Here is a 21791-nt window from a genome sequence, read left to right as displayed (position 1 = left end):
ACCAAGGCGGGTTTTTTATTGCTTCGATAACGCTGTTTCTAAGCAAGGAGACGATGGCCACGGCAGTGGCGAAAGGGAAGACGATGAGCAAACGCTCAGACGCAATTGTCACTGGACGAGATCGCAGCGCGGCCCGCGCGATGCTGCGTGCCTCCGGCATGACAGACGAAAGTTTCGAAGGCCCGATTATCGCGGTCTTCAATACGTGGACCAATATGGGTCCCTGCAACATGAACTTGGACAAACTGGCTGTGCCAGTCCGCGCGGGCATCCGCGCGGCGGGCGGCACACCCGTCGATTTTAATTCCATCGCCGTGTCTGACGGTATCACAATGGGCAGCGACGGGATGCGCGCCAGCCTGATGTCGCGTGAAGTCATTTGCGATTCGATTGAACTGGCCGTGCGCGGTCATTCGTTGGACGGCGTCATCATCCTTGTCGGCTGCGACAAAACCATTCCAGCCGCGGGCATGGCACTCGCACGAATGAACGTGCCCGGCGTTGTTCTTTACGGCGGCTCTATCATGCCCGGCCATCATAATGGCAAAGACCTCTCCGTTCAGGATGTGTTCGAAGCCGTCGGCGCCTGCGCGGCCGGCATCATCGACGAAGACGAGCTTAAAGACATTGAAAAAGCCGCCTGCCCCGGCGCTGGGGCCTGCGGCGGCCAATTTACAGCCAATAGTATGGCGATGGCGATGACGTTCCTCGGTCTGTCGCCGATGGGCACAAACGATATTCCCGCCGTCCACGAGGATAAAAACCGCTCCGCCTATGACGCGGGCGTCTGTGTCGTCGATTGCGTGACGCACAACCGTGAACCGCGCCAGATGATTACCCAACAGAGCCTGATGAATGCCGCCATCGCGTTATCCGCGACAGCGGCGTCGACAAACGCCATTTTGCATTTGCTCGCCATCGCGTCAGAAGCTGGCATCACGGAGTTTAATATCGACGCGTTCGATCATGTCAGCCGGACAACGCCCGTTATTGGCGACCTCAAGCCCGGCGGAAAATATATGGCCTATGACCTGTATTCGGCAGGCGGATCGGGCCTAATTGGACAAAAACTCGTCGCCGACGGGCGCATTGTCGATCAACCGACTGTGACCGGACGGTCCCTGTTTGAAGAAATCGCGGACAGTCATGAAACGGACGGACAAGATGTCGTGCGCGAATTCAATGATCCGGTGAAATCACGCGGCGGTTACGGCATTTTGTATGGCGATTTGGCCCCTGAAGGCTGTGTCGTCAAACTGGCCGGTCACGGCGCGCTTAATTTTGAAGGCCGCGCGCGCGTCTTCGAGAGCGAAGAAGCCTGTTTCGAGGTCGTGCAAAACAACGGCATTCACAAAGGCGACGTCGTGATTATCCGCAATGAAGGCCCGCGCGGCGGACCGGGTATGCGCGAAATGCTCGGCGTGACAGCCGCCCTCGTCGGCCAAGATCTCGCCGATCACGTGGCGCTCATCACGGACGGTCGTTTTTCCGGTGCGAGCTACGGCTTTGTCATCGGTCACGTCGCCCCCGAAGCGGCGCATGGCGGCCCGATTGCTTTTGTCCAAGACGGCGACCTCATCACCATCGATGTCGAAGCCCAAACCATCAATGTTGATGCCGACCTCAAAGTCCGCGCGGAAGGCTGGACCCCGTCCCTGCCGCGCGACACTGTCGGTGCCTACGCCAAATTTGCCGCCCTCGTCGGCTCTGCGTCCAAAGGCGCAGTCACCTCTTTCCCCTTCCAACAGGACTAAGCCCCCATGAGCTCCCAACCGAATAAAATCGAGATTTTCTACGACGCAGACTGCGATCTGGACATCATTAAAGGCAAACGCGTTGCTGTGCTCGGCTATGGCAGTCAGGGTCGCGCCCATGCGCTGAACCTCAAAGATAGCGGCGTTGATGTGGTTGTCGGGTTGAAGACGACATCCGCGACGAACAAAAAAGTCAAATCCGATGGGCTTGAGAGCCTCGCCACGGCGGACGCAGTCAAAGGTGCAGACGTCGTCATGGTTCTGACCCCGGATGAGTGGCAGGCAAAAATTTATCGCGACGATATTGAACCCAATATCAAAGAAGGCGCAACACTGGCCTTCGGTCACGGCTTTGCCGTCCATTACGGCCAAGTCGTCGCCCGCCGGGACCTCGACGTCATCATGATCGCGCCGAAAGCGCCGGGCCACACGGTTCGCAATGAGTTCACACAAGGCCGCGGTATTCCTGACCTTATCGCTGTGGCCCAAGACGCCAATGGCGGCGCGGCGCTAGAAATCGCCAAGTCTTACGCGTCGGCCATCGGCGGCGGGCGCACAGCGATCATCTACACGACGTTCAAGGACGAGACGGAAACCGATTTGTTTGGTGAACAGGCCGTGCTTTGCGGCGGCATTGTCGAGCTGATCAAAATGGGTTTCGAGACGCTGACCGAAGCGGGCTATCCGCCAGAGCTGGCCTATTTCGAATGTTTGCACGAAACCAAATTGATCGTCGATTTGATCTATGAAGGCGGCATTGCCAACATGAATTACTCGATCTCCAACAATGCGGAATTCGGTGAATATGTGACGGGCGAAGCGGTCGTGAACGACAGCTCCCGCGCCGCCATGCGTAAATGCCTGAAAGAGATTCAGGACGGCACTTACGCCAAGAACTTCATCATGGAAGGCGCGATGGGCTACCCGTCTATGACCGCCCGTCGCCGCAATATGGCCGAGCACCAGATCGAACAAATTGGCGGTGAACTTCGTGGCATGATGCCGTGGATCGCCGCGAATAAGATCATCGACAAGGATAAGAACTAACTCACCCGGTCCCGGCCTTTTATGGTCGGGATTTTTATCGGGATGGCGTGTTGTCGAGGGAGACCTCGGCAATCAATGCCGGGGACAGCATTACTCATGACCACAGCCACACAGTTCACTAAGCAACAGACCGAAGTCTTCGAAAACCGGGACCCGAAAACGGGGGCGCTGCTCCTGCTCGAAGCGATCGAAGCCCAAGGCGTCGATATTATTTTCGGTTATCCGGGCGGCGCGATTATGCCCGTCTATGACGTGCTACCCCGCACGTCGCTGACGCATATTCTCTGCCGTCATGAACAAGGCTGTGGCATGGCCGCGATTGGCTATGCGCGCGCGACAGGCAAAGTCGGCACGGCACTGGCTACGTCCGGTCCCGGCGCGACGAACCTCGTGACCGCGATTGCGGATGCCTATTTGGATAGTGTGCCCGTCGTGTTCATCACGGGGCAAGTCCCGTCCGATTTGATGGGCACAGACGCGTTCCAAGAAGTCGATATCGTCGGCATCACCATGCCCATCGTCAAACACAGCTATATCGCGCGGGACCCGGCGGACCTTCCCGGCATGGTCGCCGAAGCCTATTTTATCGCCGCCGAAGGCCGGCCCGGCCCGGTTCTGATCGACTTACCCAAAGACGTCGCAAATGCGGTCACGACGGAACGTCACCGCTGGCGGCCCTACCCAAAGGTGAAGCCCGAAATGGGCCAGAGCCAAGATATTGCGGCGGCCGAAGCCTTGATGCGCGCGGCGAAGAAACCGCTGTTTTATATCGGTGGCGGCATTGCGCAGGGCGACGGCGTGACGGAACTCCGCGAACTCGTCGAGCGCACACAAATTCCAGTTGTTTCGACATTGAAGGGCCTCGGCTCCTTGCCGTCTGATCACCCAAATTATCTCGGCATGCTGGGCATGCACGGGCTTCGCGCCGCGAATTATGCGGTGCAGGAATGCGACCTTCTGATTGTGGCGGGCGCACGATTTGATGACCGCGCGACAGGCAAGCTCGACACGTTCGCCCCAGAGGCCAAAGTCATTCATATGGATATTGATATTGCGGAAATTAATAAACTCCGCGCCGTTAATGTCGGGCTCGACGGCAGCCTTAAAAAGAACCTCGCCGCGCTGGATCCATTTGACGGTGGCGCCGCGCCGAATATCAGCGACTGGACCGAGCTATGCTATTCGCGCCGCGCCATGCATGAGTGGGATTACGACGCACCGGGCGAATTCGTCTATGCGCCGAAGCTGCTGCACGATCTGTCCCGCCGCGCGCCGGACAGTGCCATCTTCACCTGCGACGTCGGCCAGCACCAAATGTGGGTCGCGCAACATTGCTATTTCGACGATCCGAAAGATCACATCACGTCTGGCGGCCTCGGCACGATGGGCTTTGGTATTCCTGCGGGCCTCGGCGCAAAACTGGGCACGCCAGACCGCACCGTCATCACCGTGACCGGTGACGGCTCGATCATGATGAATATTCAAGAACTGGCCACGCTCAACCGCTACAATATTCCGCTGAAGATCGTGCTGCTGGATAATTCCGTGCTCGGCATGGTGCGTCAGTGGCAGGAAGTGTTCTTTGATAAGAATTATTCCGAAACAACGCTGGACGACAATCCCGATTTCGCTTTGCTCGCCCGCGCCTTCCAAATCGACGCGTTTACCGTCAACACGCGCGACGAGGTCGATGCCGGCATAGACCGCCTGCTCAGCACAGACGGACCCGTCCTCATGCACGTCAAAATCGATCCGGGTGAGAATGTCTGGCCATTGGTGCCACCGGGTCGGTCCAACGCCGATATGATGGAACGGTAGAATGCGCAGACCTAGTTATATCCTCGAAACACTTGGGTGGGCGCTGATAGTTTTTACTGTCGCTTGGATAACATTGAGCCTGTTCAACACAGGGCCACGCTTCGACACCGCGTCAAACCCAATGATGGAACTCATGTTCATTTTTTTCTCGTCGTTAGGTTACCTCCTTGAAGGCTTGATACTTGGGACAATCGCCATTGTCTTAGCGCGTTTGGCCCGATCGCCGAAAGCACCCGCTTTGGGTGAGGTTATTAGAGATATTTTTCTTAGTGCTCGCAATGCTGGAACAAACGACCATGACTGAACTCCAACGCGATAAAACTTTCGAGTCCTCCGGTGTCGGCGGGACACTCAAAATTGTGCTGCATGATGTGTCCGGCACCTTGCTGCGTACGCTCGGCACAATTGAGCGGCGCGGATATGATTACCGCGACGTGCATTGCACCCAGCGCGTGGACGGTGATTTCGACCTGCTCGTGCGGATCGAGGACATTGGCGGACCGCGTAATTTGGACATTCTCTGCAAACAGTTGGAACGGCTTTATAATGTCGTTAGCGCGGAAAAGGTCGGGCGTCGGAAACGGGCGGAGCGGGCATGACCAACTTCGTCAAAATCTTCGACACCACCCTGCGCGACGGCGAGCAGGCGCCGGGCTTTTCTATGTCGTCGGGCCAAAAGCTCGCCATGGCGGAAGCGCTGGAAGGCTTGCGCGTTGACGTGATTGAGGCGGGCTTTGCTGCCGCCTCGCCCGGCGATTTCGAGGGCATCCGCGCCATCGCGGAGATGGTCAAAGACGTGACCGTCTGTTCGCTCGCACGCTGCAATGATGGCGACATCCGCGCGTCGGGTGAAGCGATTAAGCCAGCCAAACACGGCCGCATTCACACGTTCATCGCGACCTCCCCGCTGCACCGCGAATTTAAGCTCAAGATGGACAAGGACGAGATTGTCCGCCGCGCCGTCGCCGGGGTTGAACTCGCGCGCCAATATACAGATGACGTCGAGTTTTCCTGTGAAGACGCGATCCGGACCGAGCGCGATTATATGAAACGCGTCTGCGAAGCCGTGATCCGTGCGGGCGCGACCACGATCAATATGCCCGACACAGTCGGCTACACCACGCCCGAAGAAATCGAAGACCTGTTCCGCTTCCTGACGACAGAAGTTGACGGCGCGGACGGCGTGACATGGTCGGCCCATTGCCATGATGATCTGGGTCTCGCCGTGGCCAACTCGCTCGCCGCCATTCGCGGCGGCGCGCGCCAAGTCGAATGCGCGCTCAACGGGATCGGCGAACGCGCGGGCAATTGTGCGTTAGAAGAAGTCGTCATGGCGCTGCGCACGCGCAAAGATTTCTTTGGTATGGACACAAATATCCGCACCGAAGGGCTCTACGGCGCGTCGAAACTCCTCGCCGCGATTACCGGCAACGCCGTGCCGCGTAACAAAGCCATCGTCGGCAAAAACGCCTTCGCGCATGAGAGCGGTATTCACCAACATGGCGTGCTGGCCAACCGTGAAACTTACGAGATCATGAAGCCCGAACATGTCGGCGTCTCCACCGACAACCTCGTGCTCGGTAAACATTCGGGCCGCGCGGCGCTGCGCAATCGCGCGGAAAAGCTCGGCTTCACCCTGTCGGATAATCAGCTGCAATCCGTCTTCGTCTCGTTCAAAGAATTGGCCGACGCGAAGAAGGAAGTGTTCGATAGCGATATCGAAGCCTTGGTGCTCGGCGAGGCCGTTGGCCAAGCGGGTCCGTGGGAGATCGAAAGCCTTTATGTTTCGGCTGGGTCAGACGAAAACCGCATCCCCAAAGCGACAGTCTCCTTGCGCCATGAAGATGGCCGAACGCAGCAACATGTCTCCGAAATGCTCGGCCCGATGAACGCGGTTTTTGATGCCATCAGCCAAATCACCGACACGCCGATGGAGCTAGAGCATTACAGCGTCAATTCCGTCTCCGGTGGCGAAGACGCAATGGCGGAAGCCACCGTGCGCGTGGCCACAGAGTTCGAGAGCTATCAAGGTCGCGGCGCAAGCACAGATACCGTGCTGGCCAGCGCGCTGGCGTGGCTCGACGTGATCAACCGGATCGAGCGGCGTGCCGTGCGTACGGGCTCGATTGCGGCGCAGCATTGAAAATAAACCTGTCCCCGGCCTTTATGGCCGGGGTCTTTATCAGAATACAACCAAGCCGAGGGAGGTCCCGGCAAAAAATGCCGGGAACAAGAGAATGAAAACCCTCTTCGATAAAATCTGGGACTCGCATGTCGTCACGGCGGAGCGCGCGGCGAATCCGGCGACGCTTTATATCGACCTGCACCTGATCCACGAAGTCACCTCCCCGCAAGCGTTTACCGTGCTGCGCGAGCGGGAGTTGAAAGTCCGTCGTCCCGACCGGACACTGGCCACCATTGACCATTCCACGCCGACGTTGAAAGACCCGGACGGCGAACCGCTTTATGTCAATGAACAGGCCCGAACACAGGTCGCGACCTTGCTGTCCAACGCGGCAGAACACGGGATCGAAACCCATGGCTGGGATAGCGCCCACCGCGGCGTCGTCCATGTCATGGGGCCTGAGCTCGGCGCGGTACAGCCGGGCATGACGATTGTCTGTGGCGACAGCCACACCAGCACACACGGCGCGTTTGGCGCAATTGCGTTTGGCATCGGAACGACGCAGGTCGGCCATGTGCTGGCGACGCAATGTTTGCTGATGCGCAAGCCCAAGACGATGGCGATTGAGCTGTCCGGCGAGCTGGCCGAAGGCGTGACACCCAAAGATGTGATCCTCGCGATTATTGCCGAGATCGGCATTGGTGGCGGCACGGGCTACGCGCTGGAATATCGCGGCGACGTGTTCACGCAGATGGGCATGTCGGGCCGGATGACCGTGTGTAATATGAGCATTGAGGCGGGCGCGCGCTGCGGCTTGATTGCGCCGGACGACACAACATTTGAATATTTACGCGGCCGTCCGCATGCGCCTTCTGATGACAACGGGGACTTTGACGCCGTCGTCGAAGGCTGGCGTGAATTGAGGACAGACGACGGCGCCACGTTCGACAAGGTCGTTCGCATGGACGCGTCTAAAATCCGTCCGATGGCGACCTATGGCACCCATCCCGGCATGGCGGCACCGATTGATGCGATTATCCCGACCTCAACCAATGACGCCGACGCGAAAGCGCTGGATTATATGCAAGTCAAGGCCGGCCAAACGATGGCCAATCAAACCGTCAACCGCGTCTTTGTCGGGTCCTGCACCAATGGTCGTTTGGAAGACATGCGCGCGGCTGCCAACGTGCTCTCGGGCCGTCAGGTCGCCAAAGGCGTGCGCATGATCGTCGTGCCGGGGTCCGAAATGGTCAAGGCCGAAGCCGAAGCTGAAGGGCTCGACGCCATCATCATCGCGGCGGGCGCAGAATGGCGCGAGCCGGGCTGTTCCATGTGTATCGCGATGAATGGCGACAAGGCTGCGCCGGGCGAGCTGGTCGTCAGCACCAGCAATAGAAACTTCGCCGGACGGCAAGGCCCCGGTGCGCGGACTGTTCTAGCCAGCCCCGAAACCGCCGCCGCCAGTGCGGTGGCCGGCGTGGTCACGAGTGTCGCAGGATTAGGATCATGAGTAACGCGCCTCTCACCACGCTGACGTCGCGCACGGTCGTGCTTCCGGCTGAGAACATTGATACGGACCAAATTATTCCGGCGCGATTTTTATCCGTTACCTCTCGCGATGGGCTTGGCCCGCACGCGTTTAATGATTGGCGCTGGAATGAAGACGGCAGCCCGACCGATCACTTGCTCAACACGCCCGAAGCCCAAGCCTCGAAAATCCTCGTGGGCGGGCATAATTTTGGCTGTGGCAGTTCCCGCGAACATGCGCCGTGGGCGCTCACGGATTACGGGTTTCGTGTTGTCATCAGCAGCGAAATTGCCGATATTTTCCGGTCGAATGCCGTAAAAAATGGCCTCCTTCCCATCGTCATCGACAAAGGCGCGCATCGCTGGTTGCTCGACCATCCGGGTGCAGACGTGACGGTTGACCTTAAAAACCGCGAAGTCCGCCTGCCCGGCAACGGCGGAACCTATACGTTCGACGTCGATGATTTCTCCCGCCACTGCCTGATCGAAGGTGTGGATGAGCTCGGCTATTTAGACGGACAAGCGGGCGCGATTGCCGCCTATGAAGAGGCACGGACCAAATGAATATCAATTTCACTTACCTGCCCGGCGACGGCATCGGCCCTGAAGTTGGCGCAGCAGCGCTGGCCGTGCTCAGTGCTGTGGCGGCACAGTTCGGCCATACACTGGAGGCTGAAGACCACCTTATTGGCGGCGCGGCCATTGATGCGGGTGAAAAGCCCCTGCCGGAAGTCAGTTTTGGGTCTTGCCACCGTACAGGTGCGGTTTTGCTTGGCGCTGTAGGGGGTCCCAAATGGGATCATCTCAAGGGCGCGGACCGTCCCGAATTGGGCGCGCTCCTGCCGCTTCGCAAACGCCTGAACCTCTATGCCAATATCCGCCCCTGCAAACCCTACGAAGCCCTGCTCGACCGCGCGCCGCTGAAACGTGACCGACTTGAAGGCACAGATTTTGTCGTCATGCGCGAGCTGACGGGCGGGATATATTTCGGCAAAAAAGGCCGCGACGCGGACGGGGCCTTTGATGAATGCCGCTACTCTGAGCCCGAAGTTGAACGGATCGCTGTCATAGCGTTCGATCTGGCCATGACACGCCGTAAAAAAGTCACGTCCGTCGACAAATCCAATGTATTGGAAACGTCCCGCCTGTGGCGCGAAACGGTTGAACGCGTTGCCACGCGCTATCCCGAGGTCGAACTCGAACATCTGCTCGTCGATGCGATGACGATGCACATGCTGACACGCCCCACGCATTTCGATGTCATCCTCACTGAAAACATGTTTGGTGATATCCTCACAGATGAAGCCTCGGTCCTCTGCGGGTCCATGGGTGTCATCCCGTCCGCGTCTTTGTCTGACGCGCGCGACGATGGAAAAACCGTGGGCATGTATGAACCCATCCACGGGTCCGCGCCCGACATCGCGGGACAAGGAAAAGCCAACCCGTTCGCCATGATCCTCTCTGCAGCGTGGATGTTGCGCCTGTCGTTTGGTCTCGACGCGGAGGCCACAGCCATAGAATCCGCCGTCGAAGCGGCGCTCGTCGCTGGCGATGTCACGGGTGATTTGGGCGGATCTTTGTCGACAAGCGACGTCGGCGCAGCCATCGCACAACGACTCACCGCATAACTATGCAACCGGATCTCCACGATATCGCGGCGCGGATTGACGCGGCCCGCGTCTATGAACTCGCCGCGCGAACTCCCTTGCAATATGCCCCCAAACTGTCGGCAGACTTAGGGCGGAACGTCTGGCTGAAACGCGAAGATTTGCAGGACGTGTTTTCGTTTAAAATCCGAGGCGCCGCGAACCGTATGTCAGCGCTTAAAGATGCAGAAAAAGCCCGCGGTGTGTGTGCCGCGAGCGCGGGCAACCACGCGCAGGGCGTTGCCAAAGCCGCTGCCTATCATGGGGTCGAAGCTGTGATCTTTATGCCTGTCACGACCCCGTCGATTAAAGTCGCCGCCGTGCAATCCCACGGCGCGAAAACCCGGTTGATCGGGGACACATATGATGATGCCTGTGCCGCCGCGCTCGCCTATGCCGAACACTCCGGCGCGGTCTTTATCCACCCCTTTGACGAAATTGACGTCATTGCGGGCCAAGGCACGGTCGCGAAAGAAATTTTCGAAGACGCCCCGCGCGACATTGCCGCGATCTATGTCTGCACAGGCGGCGGCGGACTGGTCAGTTCCATCGGCGCCTATGCCCATGTCCATTCGCCGGCAACGCGGATCATCGCGGTCGAGCCGATGGGGGCTGCGACATTAAAAGCCGCACGCGCCGCCGGACACCCTGTCGCGCTGACCCATGTTGACGGTTTTGCCGACGGAGTCGCGGTGCGGACCTTCGGCCAGCTGACCTTCGCCATTTGCGAGCAGGTGGTCGATGCCTGCGTGACCGTCAGCAACGACGCGATTGCCGCCGCTGTGCGCGATATCTTTGAACTCACGCGTACGGTCGTTGAACCAGCCGGCGCGCTAGCGTTAGCGGGATTAAAACGCGATGTCGCCGACGGCAACGCACCCGACGGCGACTGCGTCGTCACCGTGTCCGGCGCGAATGTGAATTTCGACCGGATCGGCCATGTGGTTGAGCGCGCCGAATTGGGCGCGGGCGAGGAAATGTTATTCTCTGCGGTCATCCCTGAGCAACGCGGCGCGTTTCGCGCTTTTGTCGAGGCGCTCGGCAATCGTGCGGTGACAGAATTTTCCTACCGCTATCAAGCGAACAGCCACGCCCATCTTCTGGTCGGTTTGAAGATCAAATCGGGCTCGGAACGCGATGCGGTAATGGCGGCTTTACGCCTCGCCAATGTCACCGCACACGATCTGTCTGGTGATCGTTTGGCCAAACGGCACTTGCGCCATATGGGGGGGGGCCGATCCGATAGCGCCGAGGATGAAGCGATTTACCGGGTTGAATTCCCCGAACGCCCCGGTGCGTTGGGCCAATTCCTCACGGCGTTAGACGCGCGGTGGAACATCAGCCTGTTTCACTACCGCAATCACGGTGCGGCCGAAGGCCATGTTCTGTGCGGGTTCCAACTCCCATGTGGGGATAAAGAGGGCTTAGAAAACAGCCTGTCGCTAATTGGGTTTCCTTTTTGGGATGAAACGAACAATCCGGCGACACAACTGTTCTTGTAAGCTCCCGGTCCAGATCATTGCGCTGATATGATCATGATCCGCTTTGCCTCCTCTCCTTTCCGCCCTAAGATCGACAAAAATAATGGCGTGATTAGGGGAGAGTGCGATGAAACGATTGATGTTAGGCGTGGCTTTAATAGCTCTGGCTGGATGTAACGCGGCGGAGCAGCCCGTAGAGCCTCCGGCCCCTGTCGCGCTGCCGGCCGCAGAGATCATTCGCACCCCGACAAAAGTCGCGTTGTTTGGTGATCTTCACATCCATACGGAAAACAGCTTCGACGCTTATATTTTTGGCACACGGGCGTCCCCCGATGACGCCTACGCCTTTGCCCGCGGCCGCACGATTGATAATGGCGCAGGCACGCCGATCACTCTGTCCGGCCCGCCGTTGGATTTTTATTCAGTCACAGATCACGGTGAATATTTAGGCGTCGTAAAAGCCATGCGAGACCGTAAGAATCCGCTGTCAGACACAGCCACAGCCAAGTCTATTTTTGCCATATTCGCACAAAATCGCCGCGCCAACTTCCTGCGTATTGGCAGGTCTGTTGTCCAAGGTGACCCCATCGAAGACATTTATGATCGCGCCCATATCGACAGCGTGTGGTCTGATACGGTCGCGGCAGCAGAACGCCACAATGCGCCTGGAACCTTCACAACATTTGCTGGTTATGAGTTTACGGCCATGACCCAAGTGACTGAATTCGGGGCAGCCAATTTGCATCGGAATGTGATTTTCAAAGATGGCGCACCGGACCGTCTATTCACCACATTGGATAGTCCGAACCCAGAAGACCTGTGGGACTGGATGGATCAGCAACGTGACGAAGGCTTTGAGCTTTTATCCATCCCGCACAATAGCAACGCCAGTAACGGACAGATGTTTGCACAAACGCAGACAGATGGGTCGGCGTTCACCCCGTCCTATGTCGTGCAGCGTATTCGCAATGAACCTCTTGTCGAAATCACACAGGTCAAAGGCACATCAGAGACACACCCACAGCTCGCCCCCAATGATGAATGGGCAAATTTTGAGATCTATCGCAACCTGATCGGCTCAAATGAGCCCTCCACAGTCGTGCCCGGGAGTTTCGTCAGAAACGCCTTGGCGCAAGGTCTTGGAATGGACGTCGCCGGATTGGGCAACCCATACGAATTTGGTGTGATTGGCAGTTCCGACACCCATCTCGGCGCGCCGTCTTTGTCTGAGAAAGACCATTTCGGAAAATTTCCGCACGATATGGATAATGACATGCGCCGCTCTGTCCCGAGTGACAAGAAAGCGGGTTGGGCCGGGGAATCCCGTGTTGAAGATGACCTCGTCGCGGCGCCGCAATATGGCGCATCAGGACTGGCGGGTGTCTGGGCGGAAGCCAATACGCGCGCCGATATCTTTGACGCCATGAGGGCGCGCGAAACTTTCGCCACCTCCGGCCCGCGCCTCAAAGTGAGGATGTTTATGGGCGACTACACACCGAGTGACCTCATGGCAGCGGATATGTTGGAGCGCGCCTATGCGGCGGGCGTCCCGATGGGCGCCACGCGGGACACGGCGGGCACTGTCATGGCGATGGGTTATGCCGATCCAGAGGGGGAACCACTTGAACGGCTACAAATCATCGCGCTGCGCGCGGATGGATCTGAGGAAATTTACGATGTCGCCTGCGCGGCCAACGCCCGGATTGATCCCAACACACACCGTTGCGATCTCCCGACGGGCAAGGTGGACCTCTCATCGTGTCAATCAGAAGGTGTCGGGTCCGGCGAATTATCAGCCCTTTGGAATGACCCAAACCCCAGCGCCGATCAGCCTGCAGCCTATTATCTTCGCGCGCTAGAACGACCTAAATGTCGATGGAGCACATGGGACGCCGTGCGCGCCGGAACACCGCCTAGCTCGGATATGGAATCCGTTATTCAGGACCGCGCCTGGAGTAGTGCGATCTGGGTGAAACCTTAAAAGCCCACAAAAAGGGAACAAAGTGTCGCAGCGCCGCGTTTACTCTCTGTCATTGTAAGGGAGAATTCTCATGGCCAATAAATCAGGCGGAAATCCGCTCTATTTCATCATCGGCGCTGTTGTCGTCGCAGTTCTCGCCGTCGGCTTTTTTATGGTTCAAGAAAGCAACGAGCCTGACTTCTCAATTGATGTCAACGAAAGCGGGATCGACGTCGAAACCAATTAGGCGATCCATTTCACACAATAAAAGCCCCGCCGGAACCCGGCGGGGCTTTTTTTATAGCCTCGAATGCGTGACTAGATGCCGTTCGGATAGATCGGACGTATATCGTAGGGAATATCGTTCAGATTACCGAGCACGATCTCGGCTTCTGCGTCCAACACAGCATATTTATCCATAAAGGCTTTCGCCGCGGCGTAATTACCGTCACCTTGCAACATTACAACCTTGCCGGTTAGATCAGAGATCGCCTGCGCCAGCTTGTCAAAATCTATACGGAATCGCTCTTGCTCAGGCAGCCATTCAACGGCCCCAACCTCGCGGTAATAGCTATATTGATAGGCGGCCCCTTTGGCGTGCGCCGCGCCCGTACCGAAACGCATGGAGCGGAATTTTCCGGTGAAGTAAGTCGCCAAAAATGCATTGCGGTCGGCCGCATCCAGCTCACCCTCATCCATCATATAAAGGATGTTATAGGCGCCCATCACGTCCGCTTTGCCTTCTTCGATCCCGGAATAAAGGTCCTTGAGTTCCAGACGCACTTCTGTCTCACGTCCGTCGACTGTAATCACGCCAGGGCCGAGTGAGTGGGACAGTTCGTGGAACAACGTATTATTGCTCATCCATTTTTTTGCCGTCAGTGCCGCTTGATCTGACACCAAAACCCGTTCGCCAATGGGCGCGAGAATGCGGTCATATTTCGCGCCCAAGACATTCGATAAGATGACTTTCTTGGCCCCTTTCGCTTCGCGCACACGTTCATCATTGGGCAAATTAAAGGCGATGGTTTGCACACCGTTAGAATTATCACCTCCGCCTTTGATTTGATCGACAACGGCGATGGGGCTTTCAAACCCGCGACTGGTGTTCTTATAGCTGTCTGCAACCGGCAGGTTCGCTTCCATTGTCGGAAGATAGGCCTTGTATTTATCCAGCGCGGCAGACGCCTCAGGGTCCTTGAGGGTCAGGAACATTTCATAGGCGGTTTTATAACCAAACAGGCCGTCATCATAGACTTCGTAAGGACCCACCGCAATTTCGATCGGGCCTTCGAGGTCCATCCACGCCAGTTCGGATTCAAAGTAATCGTCGCTCTCAAACGCATCGGCGCGCAAGGTGAGGAACCGCTTGAGTGTCGGCTCTTCGGACAAGGCCGCGGCCTCACGCATCAAGCGAACAACCGAGTCCAAGTAATCAGAATATTCCACAGAATAAGGAACGGCATAAAGTCCGCCATCCGCATTCCGGCGAATGACCGTATACCCCGATGTGAACGCCGGACGGTCGGATGGATTCGCCGTCAAATGGGCTTCGAATTCTTCCTTCGTCATATCAGTCGGGTAAAAACCGCCCCCCACAGGACAGGTGTCCAACCCGTCAACGAAAGGCGCATCATCTTCCAACCCGTCGCAATGGGCATAATGCAGGTCGAACATGGCAAGCGCGTCCGGATCACCGGTCGCCGCAACCCGGCGACGGATCGCATCATTCTCAGCATTGCGTTGCAGCAAGAACACATCGTCCAGCAACGGACCAATCTGCATCAGCTTATTCACGACGGCGCGTTCGCTATCTGTGAGAAACGCCGTATCCGGTTTTATACGGATTTCAGCGAATTTCCCATACTGTCCTTTGACGTCATAAAACGGGGCCGCTTCGACCTCAGCAACTTCAGTGTCAGGCTGGACAGGGTCGGACCCGCCAGAACAGGCGACCAAAGCCGCCGCGGATGCAAATAGAAGCCAATGTTTCATCTGAAATATCCTTTTTTATCAAGGGACGTTAAATCGAGAGCGTTTACGTAAGCGCCGCCCGGATACGCACCGCCATGGCCGTGAGTTCTTCGGCGTCGCCCATTTCCGCATTCCCATGCCCGGCCATCGCCACGCCATCATGGCGCGGAATAACGTGAACATGCGTATGAAAGACGGACTGTCCGGCGGGCGCGCCGTTGAACTGTGTGACGATAATCCCGTCGGGTTTGAGCGCCTTATCAACCGCGATTGCGATACGTTGAACGAGCCCAAACAAACGGCCCATATCCTTAGGCGCGACATCGAGTAAATTACGTGTCGGCGACTTTGGAATAATGAGGCAATGACCCGGCGCCTGCGGAAAGGCATCCATAATGGCGACCGCGAATTTTTCATCCGCAATCACCGCAGCGGGAATATCGCCACGTAGGATCTTCGCAAAGACGTTTTCGGAATCGTAGGGGCCGTGTAGGGACATGCACCCCCTATAGTTTATTTCACAGCGCAAACTAGCCCTCAAGATGGCCTCGTCACACCGCTATTTCTTGATTAGTTCTGTATTTCAGGGCTGTTTTGCCTAGCCTTCAAGGCCGGGACAGCCCGATATCGGGCATGTAAATCAATCAGGATGAGACAAAGCTCAATCCCATAGGAACACTATAAGCTCGTAAATCCACACGCGTCATCATGGTGATGTCCAAATATCATAGTAATGGCAAAAGAATGTGAAATCCCAGCCCGGGAAACAAAACAATGATTGCCAACAGCGTTAACCCAAGTTCTGTCTTGCGCTTAGGCAAAATCGGATCAAAATCAGTCACAGGGTTGCGTCTAATATCCGCTAAATATCGGACAGCCTCATCAATCTCATTCCGCGGACGATCCTTCGCATCAATCAGTCCAGCCGATCACGCCAGTCATGATCTCCGCGTCAATATCGCGATCATCGCCCGTTTTATGCAGGACGGAAATATCGCCCGTCGTTTCAACAACCACGGCTAGAATATCCTCAAAGCGGATCGCATTGGCTTCGCGCATTTTTGCAAGAATATCGCCACGCGTAATTTGTGCCGCTTTCATTTGATCGGCGAAAAATGTGCCGTTGCGCCAAACGAGGCGCGGTTCATTATTGATCAACAGGCTCGCCCAATCCCACTTACGACGCGCATAAGCGAGGATCGCTTGTAGACTGAAGAGACATAGAAGTGCGGCAGCGCCCTGCGCGACAGGCGGATTTTCGACCATCACGGTTCCTGCCAAAATTGAACCAAACGCCACTGTGATCGCGAAATCAAAGCCGCTTAATTTAGAAAAACTGCGTAATCCGAAAAGCCGATTGAGCCCGATCAGCGCGAAAACCATCAGGACTACACTGAAGCCAATGGCCCCGAGTTTCCAGAACTCCGTCATCACCCAATCGCTCACGAAGGTCCCTCCTAATCACGCAACCTTGCCCTAAACTAACAGGGTCATTTAATATGTTTATTTAATTAGTCAGACGTACTCGTATCGTCTTTTTCGCGGGTTTTACGCACCGCGCCCATCAGACCAAACCCTATGATCACGAGCGCCCCAATACCTGTCCAAAGCGGCGGTACACCGAGCAATGTCGCGCCGAATGCTAACGCATTAACCACGACCACAACGCCGAGAAAATAAATTGAAAATGATGACATTTGTCTCTCCCTTATCCGATCAACGCCGAACACAGGTTTGCGGTTCCATTGAGACTATGAATTATTCGTCTAAAACAGGACATGGTTCACGCGCATTCAGACCCTAGTCAATGTTCGATTGTTCTTCCTCTAATAGACTCAATGTTTCGTCGTCTATGACGAGCTTGATGGAAGCCCAAGGGTTTTCATCCAGTTCGGAAAGTAATTCATCCGCCAACTGAAAGGCCGTTCGCCCCTCTGCGTTCGGACCTGAAAAATCGTAAAGTTTTAACGGTGTAATAGCGATCATGCGATTTCGCCGCATCTTTGCCGTCCGCATGCGCAATGGAGCTGACCTGATATGCGGAAGTTCCGCGCCCGCTCTCAGCTCAGGAAATGACACGCTCGCCTGCAAATTTGCGTCAACCTGACGTTTATCGGCATCCGTCAAAAGCCTTTCGTGACCTAATGTAGACACCACATCACCTTGAAATCTGATCAGGCCTTTTGTGCAGCGCCAGTGACATCTATCAATTGCGACGATCAACGCTTCATTATCTTTGAGGTCTGCTAGCAAAATTTCATCAACAACCGCAGCCTTTGTGCAAGCCGTGACGCTCACTAGCGCCAAAGCAGCTGCGGCGAAGGCAATGAGGTTTTTTCTCATATTCCAAAGGTAGGGGGACTCAACGGCGAACGCAAACATGCCCTCGTTGGCCCCTATGTTTTGCGAAACGGCGTGTGCCCTTCGAGCACTTTTATATCCCAATCCACGGCATTCCGTTCTCGTTCCAGATAGTCGCCAACCGCATCGGCGAGACCCGGATGGGCGAGATAATGGGCGCTATGGGTTGCCACGGGTTCATATCCGCGCGCGAGCTTATGTTCACCCTGCGCGCCCGCTTCAACGCGCGGCAGTCCCAATTCTAGACCGGCTTCAATCGCCTGATAATAACAAAGCTCGAAATGGAGGAAGGGCTTATCGATGAGCGCGCCCCAATTGCGTCCATAAAGCGCGTCAGAGCCAATGAAATTGAGCGCTGTTGCGACAGGATCACCGTCCACCCACGCCATAACCAGCACGATATCGTCTGCCATCGTCTCATGAATACGGGCGAAGAACTCGCGGTTCAAATAAGGCCGCCCCCATTTGCGATGTCCCGTGTCCAGATAGCATTGATAGAATATATCCCAATGCTCTGGCTTTAGATCATCCCCAGTGAGGCGACGAATCGTGACGCCGTCTTGGGCGGCGGCGCGTTCTTTGCGGATGTTTTTGCGTTTGCGGGACGTGAGACTGGCGAGGAAGGCCTCGAAGTCAGCATAATCACGATTGATAAAATGGAACTGACGATCTGTGCGTTGCAGAAACCCAGCCTCTTGCGTCACCGCCCGATCTGCGTCTGTGAGAAACGTCAGATGCGCGCCGGAACAATCCAGTTGGGCACAGGCTTGTGCCATGGTTGACAGCAAAGCGCGCTTGCCCTCCACCGTGCTGGATAACAGGCGCGGCCCGCTCGCCGGCGTAAACGGCACTGAACATTGCAGCTTGGGATAATAGGGAATACCGGCGCGTTCCAACGCATCCGCCCAGCCATGGTCAAACACATATTCGCCTTGGCTGTGGCTTTTGGCATAAAGCGGCGCCGCGCCAATGGCATTGCCAGCATTATCTTCAAGCCAAATATGGCGGGGAGCCCAGCCTGTTTCGACACTGGCACTACCTGAGGCTTCCAACGCATGCAAAAAACGGTGCGTCAGAAACGGGTGCGAACCACCCGAATTGTGACCTGGAATCAGCGCGTCCCACGCTTGGGCAGTTACCGTGCCTATGGAGGGTAGTAGACGCGCGGTAAACGATCCGCCCGTCGCAGTCGAGCTGTCAGCCGACGTCTCAGTCTCGTCTGACCGACCCGGCATCGGGATCAATTATTCGCAGAGAAATCGACGACCCCGTCGCGTAATTCTGAGGCGCCCAAGCAGCTTTCGCCCGTGTCCGTAATCTTGCAATTAAGCTGTCCGCCTTCAATCATTTTCACATCCGCACAGTCAGCTCCCGGCAGAACAATCTGGGCCGTGGCCACCGTGTCCGGGTCTGCAGTTTGCGGAAACATATTCGCCCCGGCGGTCTCGCCATTACCCGTCACATCGAAGGCAAATAGTCCCGCTGTAACCGTCTCATCTGTCCCATTGGCCACCGACATCATAAGCAAGCAGGCATTGTCCTCAGCCACCAGCCGTTCAACCATCACCAGAACCTTATCATCGGCGTTCAAGGACGCTGGAAGGCCGTCAGGCTGGTCGAGTGTCGGCGAAAGCGCGACACGCGCCGTCGTGTCGAGCTGCGAGCTGTCTGTTTTCGCCGTATCGCCACACGCAACAAGCAAAAGAGCGGCAAGAGTCAGAGGCAAAGAGTATTTCATGGATGTTCTACGCGTGAGGATAGGGACAAGTTTCATCCTAGACCGGCACGCCGGTGTCGAGACAAAATTCCCGCACCATTTCACGCAGGCTGGAAAGGCGCGTCGTCACTTTGATGTTCGGTAGGATCACGGCCCGCAGTGCGGCGACATCAAGCGCCATCATGGCACTTTTGACAGGGCCGATCCCCGTGACAGGCATGGACAGTGTGTGAAACCCAAGCGCGACCAAACAGGCGGCCTCCAGCGGACGGCCCGCAATCTCGCCGCATACAGACACAGGCGTATTATTCGCCCGACATTGGTTGGCGATGAAAGACAGGATCGACAAGGCCGCCGGAGAAAGGGGGTCATAGCGGTCCGCGACGCGCGCATTATCCCGATCGGCGGCAAAGAAAAACTGCATCAAATCATTCGCTCCGACAGAGACAAAATCGGCGACTTCGCACACTTGGTTGATCTGCCACGCGAGGCTAGGCGTTTCCAACATCACGCCAACTTCAACTTTAGCCGGAAGTTCATGGCCTAATTTTTTCGCGCGTTCGATTTCAAGATCAAACAGCGCTCGGGCATCGACCATTTCCTGAACAGTTGTGACCATCGGGAACATGACGCGTAAATGCTGCCCCGCCCCCGCCGCAACGAGCGCGCGAAGCTGGTACCGCATCAAACCCGGACGATCCAAACCGATCCGGATTGCACGCCAGCCAATGGCCGGGTTCTCTTCTGGGACAGGGTCCATATAGGGCAGAATTTTATCCCCGCCGAGATCGAGCGTCCGGAAAGTCACGGGCCGATCACCGGCCGCCATGATGGCCTTGCGGTAGAGGTCGGTCTGTTGCTGCAATCGCGGCATGAAATCCGACACCATGAATTGAAATTCGGTTCTGAATAACCCAATCCCATCAGCGCCCGCTTGGTCGAGTTGCGGGAGGTCGACCAGTAGCCCCGCGTTGAGCATAAGCCCAACTTCGACACCATCGCGCGTAATCGCTTTCTTAAATCTCAACTGCTCATAAGCGCGGCTCATTTCGCCGCGAATATTGAGCCGCATTTGGAAACCAGACACTTGCGTTTCCAGAGGGCGCAAATGAACCCGTCCTTCAACCGCATCAACCAGCACGTCATCACCCGTCTCGATCCGGTCGAGAATACCCGATACGCGGCCGACTAAGGGCAGTCCGAGCGCCTTGGCGATAATCGACGTATGGGACGACATCGTCCCCTCTTCCAACACAATCGCAGCGAGCTTACTGTGGTCATAATCGAGCAATTCCGCCGGGCCTATTTCGCGCGCGAACAGGACCGCATCCTCGGGTATGACAGGCGACGTCGTTTCGCCTGCCAAAAGCCGGAGCATGCGGTTGGCAAGGTCTTCGAGATCATGAAGGCGGGCGCGCAAATAGGCGTCCTTGACTTTCATCAAACGGGCGCGGTGTTCGTTGCGGGTCCGTTCGACCGCCGCTTCGGCGGTGAGGCCGGAATGCACGGCTTCTCGCAATCGTTCGACCCATTTGCGATCATAAGCAAAGGTGCGGTAGGCTTCGTAAATATCTCTCGACGCGCGGGTTAATGTCGCCGTTTCGCCCGACACCATCGCATCAACATGCGCGCGCAATCGTACAATCGCATCTTCAAGACGGATTTCTTCGTGTGCGATATTTTCGGCTAATAGATTTGCAGGCGGAACCGGGGGGCGGTGTAGAACGGCATGCCCACGCGCAAGGCCCGGTGAAAACGCTTTTCCGGACAAGGTTTCCGGTTTGATTTGCGACAGCTGAATCCCTTTCAGCGCCGCTTTCTTGCCACCAATCCGTTCATCATCAACAATGATTTCAGCCAGCACCATCGCCACTGTCAGCAGGTCTTCGACCTCATCTTCGGAAAAATTCCGGCCTTCTTTACTCTGCACGACCAAGACGCCGAGCGTTCGCCCGCCACGTAAGATCGGCACGCCCAGAAAGGCTTTATAAGGATCTTCGCCTGTTTCCGGTCGATAGGAAAACAATGGATGGGCCGGTGCGTCAGCCAGATTAAGCGGACGTGCCGTCAACGCGACATGACCGACGAGGCCTTCGCCCGGTTTCATGCGCGTCTTATGTACGGCGGATCGTTTTAGACCCTTCGTGGCGGATAGCTCCAGCTCTTCGCCTTTGCGCAGCAGATAAATGGAGGCCACATTGACCCGCATCGATGAGCTGATCGCGCCGACGAAATCATTCAGGCGCCCTTGCACCGATTCGGTGCCTTCCATCGCTGTGCGGATGGCCCGCATCAGCTTTGGTGGCGTCGTGACGATATCGGGAATGAGGGTCATCGCACCCCCTCTAGCCTAATGCGCGAGGGCTGTCAGGGCGAAAGCC

General features: G+C 56.7%; 19 protein-coding genes. 11 read left to right on the top strand and 8 right to left on the bottom strand.

Annotation, left to right across the window (positions count from 1 at the left end):
• The first annotated feature begins 83 nt into the window (after positions 1-83).
• The 11 genes from IE105_RS09715 to IE105_RS09665 all read left to right on the top strand — a co-directional run bounded on the left by IE105_RS09715 (position 84) and on the right by IE105_RS09665 (position 13605).
• On the top strand, positions 84-1754 hold the full coding sequence (locus IE105_RS09715) for a dihydroxy-acid dehydratase (RefSeq protein WP_189497910.1): 1671 nt from the start codon (positions 84-86) through the stop codon (positions 1752-1754).
• 6 nt (positions 1755-1760) lie between these two features.
• Complete coding sequence (ilvC, locus tag IE105_RS09710; RefSeq protein WP_267904673.1) at positions 1761-2801, top strand: ketol-acid reductoisomerase; 1041 nt, start codon at positions 1761-1763, stop codon at positions 2799-2801.
• 96 nt (positions 2802-2897) lie between these two features.
• Positions 2898-4619, top strand: coding sequence for an acetolactate synthase 2 catalytic subunit (ilvG, locus tag IE105_RS09705; RefSeq protein WP_189497908.1), 1722 nt, complete (start codon positions 2898-2900; stop codon positions 4617-4619).
• A gap of 296 nt (positions 4620-4915) precedes the next feature.
• Positions 4916-5218 (top strand): ACT domain-containing protein, encoded by a 303-nt coding sequence (locus tag IE105_RS09700; protein ID WP_189497906.1) that lies wholly within the window; start codon positions 4916-4918, stop codon positions 5216-5218.
• A complete protein-coding gene (locus IE105_RS09695) occupies positions 5215-6762 on the top strand; it encodes a 2-isopropylmalate synthase (RefSeq protein WP_189497904.1) in 1548 nt (515 codons plus the stop codon). Before IE105_RS09700 ends, IE105_RS09695 begins: the two co-directional genes overlap by 4 nt.
• A 94-nt stretch (positions 6763-6856) precedes the next feature.
• Entirely contained in the window at positions 6857-8254 is a 1398-nt protein-coding gene (gene leuC, locus IE105_RS09690) for a 3-isopropylmalate dehydratase large subunit (protein WP_189497902.1), read from the top strand.
• Complete coding sequence (gene leuD, locus IE105_RS09685) at positions 8251-8835, top strand: 3-isopropylmalate dehydratase small subunit (RefSeq protein ID WP_189497900.1); 585 nt, start codon at positions 8251-8253, stop codon at positions 8833-8835. The genes leuC and leuD overlap by 4 nt, the downstream gene beginning before the upstream one ends.
• Entirely contained in the window at positions 8832-9899 is a 1068-nt protein-coding gene (gene leuB, locus IE105_RS09680) for a 3-isopropylmalate dehydrogenase (RefSeq protein ID WP_189497898.1), read from the top strand. Before leuD ends, leuB begins: the two co-directional genes overlap by 4 nt.
• Before the next feature lie 2 nt (positions 9900-9901).
• Complete coding sequence (ilvA, locus tag IE105_RS09675; RefSeq protein WP_189497896.1) at positions 9902-11419, top strand: threonine ammonia-lyase, biosynthetic; 1518 nt, start codon at positions 9902-9904, stop codon at positions 11417-11419.
• A 106-nt stretch (positions 11420-11525) separates the two neighbouring features.
• On the top strand, positions 11526-13379 hold the full coding sequence (locus IE105_RS09670; RefSeq protein ID WP_189497894.1) for a DUF3604 domain-containing protein: 1854 nt from the start codon (positions 11526-11528) through the stop codon (positions 13377-13379).
• Between the two features lie 70 nt (positions 13380-13449).
• Entirely contained in the window at positions 13450-13605 is a 156-nt protein-coding gene (locus IE105_RS09665) for a hypothetical protein (RefSeq protein ID WP_189497892.1), read from the top strand.
• Between the two features lie 71 nt (positions 13606-13676).
• On the opposite strand, the gene IE105_RS09660 is transcribed toward IE105_RS09665, so the two are convergent.
• The 8 genes from IE105_RS09660 to ptsP form a co-directional block, all read right to left on the bottom strand.
• Positions 13677-15353 (bottom strand): DUF8614 domain-containing protein, encoded by a 1677-nt coding sequence (locus tag IE105_RS09660; protein ID WP_189497890.1) that lies wholly within the window; start codon positions 15351-15353, stop codon positions 13677-13679.
• A 43-nt stretch (positions 15354-15396) separates the two neighbouring features.
• Complete coding sequence (locus tag IE105_RS09655) at positions 15397-15831, bottom strand: HIT family protein (protein ID WP_189497888.1); 435 nt, start codon at positions 15829-15831, stop codon at positions 15397-15399.
• A 413-nt stretch (positions 15832-16244) separates the two neighbouring features.
• The gene (locus tag IE105_RS09650) at positions 16245-16778 is read right to left on the bottom strand and encodes a DUF421 domain-containing protein (RefSeq protein WP_189497886.1); all 534 of its coding nucleotides are present in this window, start codon (positions 16776-16778) and stop codon (positions 16245-16247) included.
• A 65-nt stretch (positions 16779-16843) separates the two neighbouring features.
• Positions 16844-17029 carry a hypothetical protein gene (locus IE105_RS09645; protein ID WP_189497884.1) on the bottom strand — a complete coding sequence of 62 codons (186 nt, stop codon included), beginning with the start codon at positions 17027-17029 and terminating at the stop codon, positions 16844-16846.
• Between the two features lie 103 nt (positions 17030-17132).
• The gene (locus IE105_RS09640) at positions 17133-17714 is read right to left on the bottom strand and encodes a hypothetical protein (RefSeq protein ID WP_189497882.1); all 582 of its coding nucleotides are present in this window, start codon (positions 17712-17714) and stop codon (positions 17133-17135) included.
• 14 nt (positions 17715-17728) lie between these two features.
• Entirely contained in the window at positions 17729-18928 is a 1200-nt protein-coding gene (locus tag IE105_RS09635) for a GNAT family N-acetyltransferase (RefSeq protein ID WP_189497881.1), read from the bottom strand.
• A gap of 5 nt (positions 18929-18933) precedes the next feature.
• On the bottom strand, positions 18934-19431 hold the full coding sequence (locus IE105_RS09630) for a hypothetical protein (protein ID WP_189497878.1): 498 nt from the start codon (positions 19429-19431) through the stop codon (positions 18934-18936).
• A gap of 37 nt (positions 19432-19468) precedes the next feature.
• A complete protein-coding gene (gene ptsP / locus IE105_RS09625; protein WP_189497877.1) occupies positions 19469-21745 on the bottom strand; it encodes a phosphoenolpyruvate--protein phosphotransferase in 2277 nt (758 codons plus the stop codon).
• Positions 21746-21791: the final 46 nt, after the last annotated feature.

This window comes from Algimonas arctica (assembly GCF_014652695.1).
Taxonomy (GTDB): Bacteria; Pseudomonadota; Alphaproteobacteria; order Caulobacterales; family Maricaulaceae; genus Litorimonas; species Litorimonas arctica.
The sequence above is the reverse complement of the archived record's forward strand: the minus strand, read 5'-3'. Positions and strand labels throughout refer to the sequence as shown.

Excerpts from the sequence above, each read along its gene's own strand:
- IE105_RS09645 (WP_189497884.1), bottom strand. The coding sequence starts at position 17,029 with ATGTCATCATTTTCAATTTATTTTCTCGGCGTTGTGGTCGTGGTTAAT.
- ilvA (WP_189497896.1), top strand. The coding sequence starts at position 9,902 with ATGCAACCGGATCTCCACGATATCGCGGCGCGGATTGACGCGGCCCGC.
- IE105_RS09630 (WP_189497878.1), bottom strand. The coding sequence starts at position 19,431 with ATGAAATACTCTTTGCCTCTGACTCTTGCCGCTCTTTTGCTTGTTGCG.
- IE105_RS09665 (WP_189497892.1), top strand. The coding sequence starts at position 13,450 with ATGGCCAATAAATCAGGCGGAAATCCGCTCTATTTCATCATCGGCGCT.
- IE105_RS09640 (WP_189497882.1), bottom strand. The coding sequence starts at position 17,714 with ATGTTTGCGTTCGCCGTTGAGTCCCCCTACCTTTGGAATATGAGAAAA.
- IE105_RS09635 (WP_189497881.1), bottom strand. The coding sequence starts at position 18,928 with ATGCCGGGTCGGTCAGACGAGACTGAGACGTCGGCTGACAGCTCGACT.
- IE105_RS09670 (WP_189497894.1), top strand. The coding sequence starts at position 11,526 with ATGAAACGATTGATGTTAGGCGTGGCTTTAATAGCTCTGGCTGGATGT.
- IE105_RS09700 (WP_189497906.1), top strand. The coding sequence starts at position 4,916 with ATGACTGAACTCCAACGCGATAAAACTTTCGAGTCCTCCGGTGTCGGC.
- IE105_RS09695 (WP_189497904.1), top strand. The coding sequence starts at position 5,215 with ATGACCAACTTCGTCAAAATCTTCGACACCACCCTGCGCGACGGCGAG.
- IE105_RS09655 (WP_189497888.1), bottom strand. The coding sequence starts at position 15,831 with ATGTCCCTACACGGCCCCTACGATTCCGAAAACGTCTTTGCGAAGATC.
- ilvC (WP_267904673.1), top strand. The coding sequence starts at position 1,761 with ATGAGCTCCCAACCGAATAAAATCGAGATTTTCTACGACGCAGACTGC.
- ptsP (WP_189497877.1), bottom strand. The coding sequence starts at position 21,745 with ATGACCCTCATTCCCGATATCGTCACGACGCCACCAAAGCTGATGCGG.
- IE105_RS09715 (WP_189497910.1), top strand. The coding sequence starts at position 84 with ATGAGCAAACGCTCAGACGCAATTGTCACTGGACGAGATCGCAGCGCG.
- leuD (WP_189497900.1), top strand. The coding sequence starts at position 8,251 with ATGAGTAACGCGCCTCTCACCACGCTGACGTCGCGCACGGTCGTGCTT.
- IE105_RS09660 (WP_189497890.1), bottom strand. The coding sequence starts at position 15,353 with ATGAAACATTGGCTTCTATTTGCATCCGCGGCGGCTTTGGTCGCCTGT.
- leuB (WP_189497898.1), top strand. The coding sequence starts at position 8,832 with ATGAATATCAATTTCACTTACCTGCCCGGCGACGGCATCGGCCCTGAA.
- leuC (WP_189497902.1), top strand. The coding sequence starts at position 6,857 with ATGAAAACCCTCTTCGATAAAATCTGGGACTCGCATGTCGTCACGGCG.
- ilvG (WP_189497908.1), top strand. The coding sequence starts at position 2,898 with ATGACCACAGCCACACAGTTCACTAAGCAACAGACCGAAGTCTTCGAA.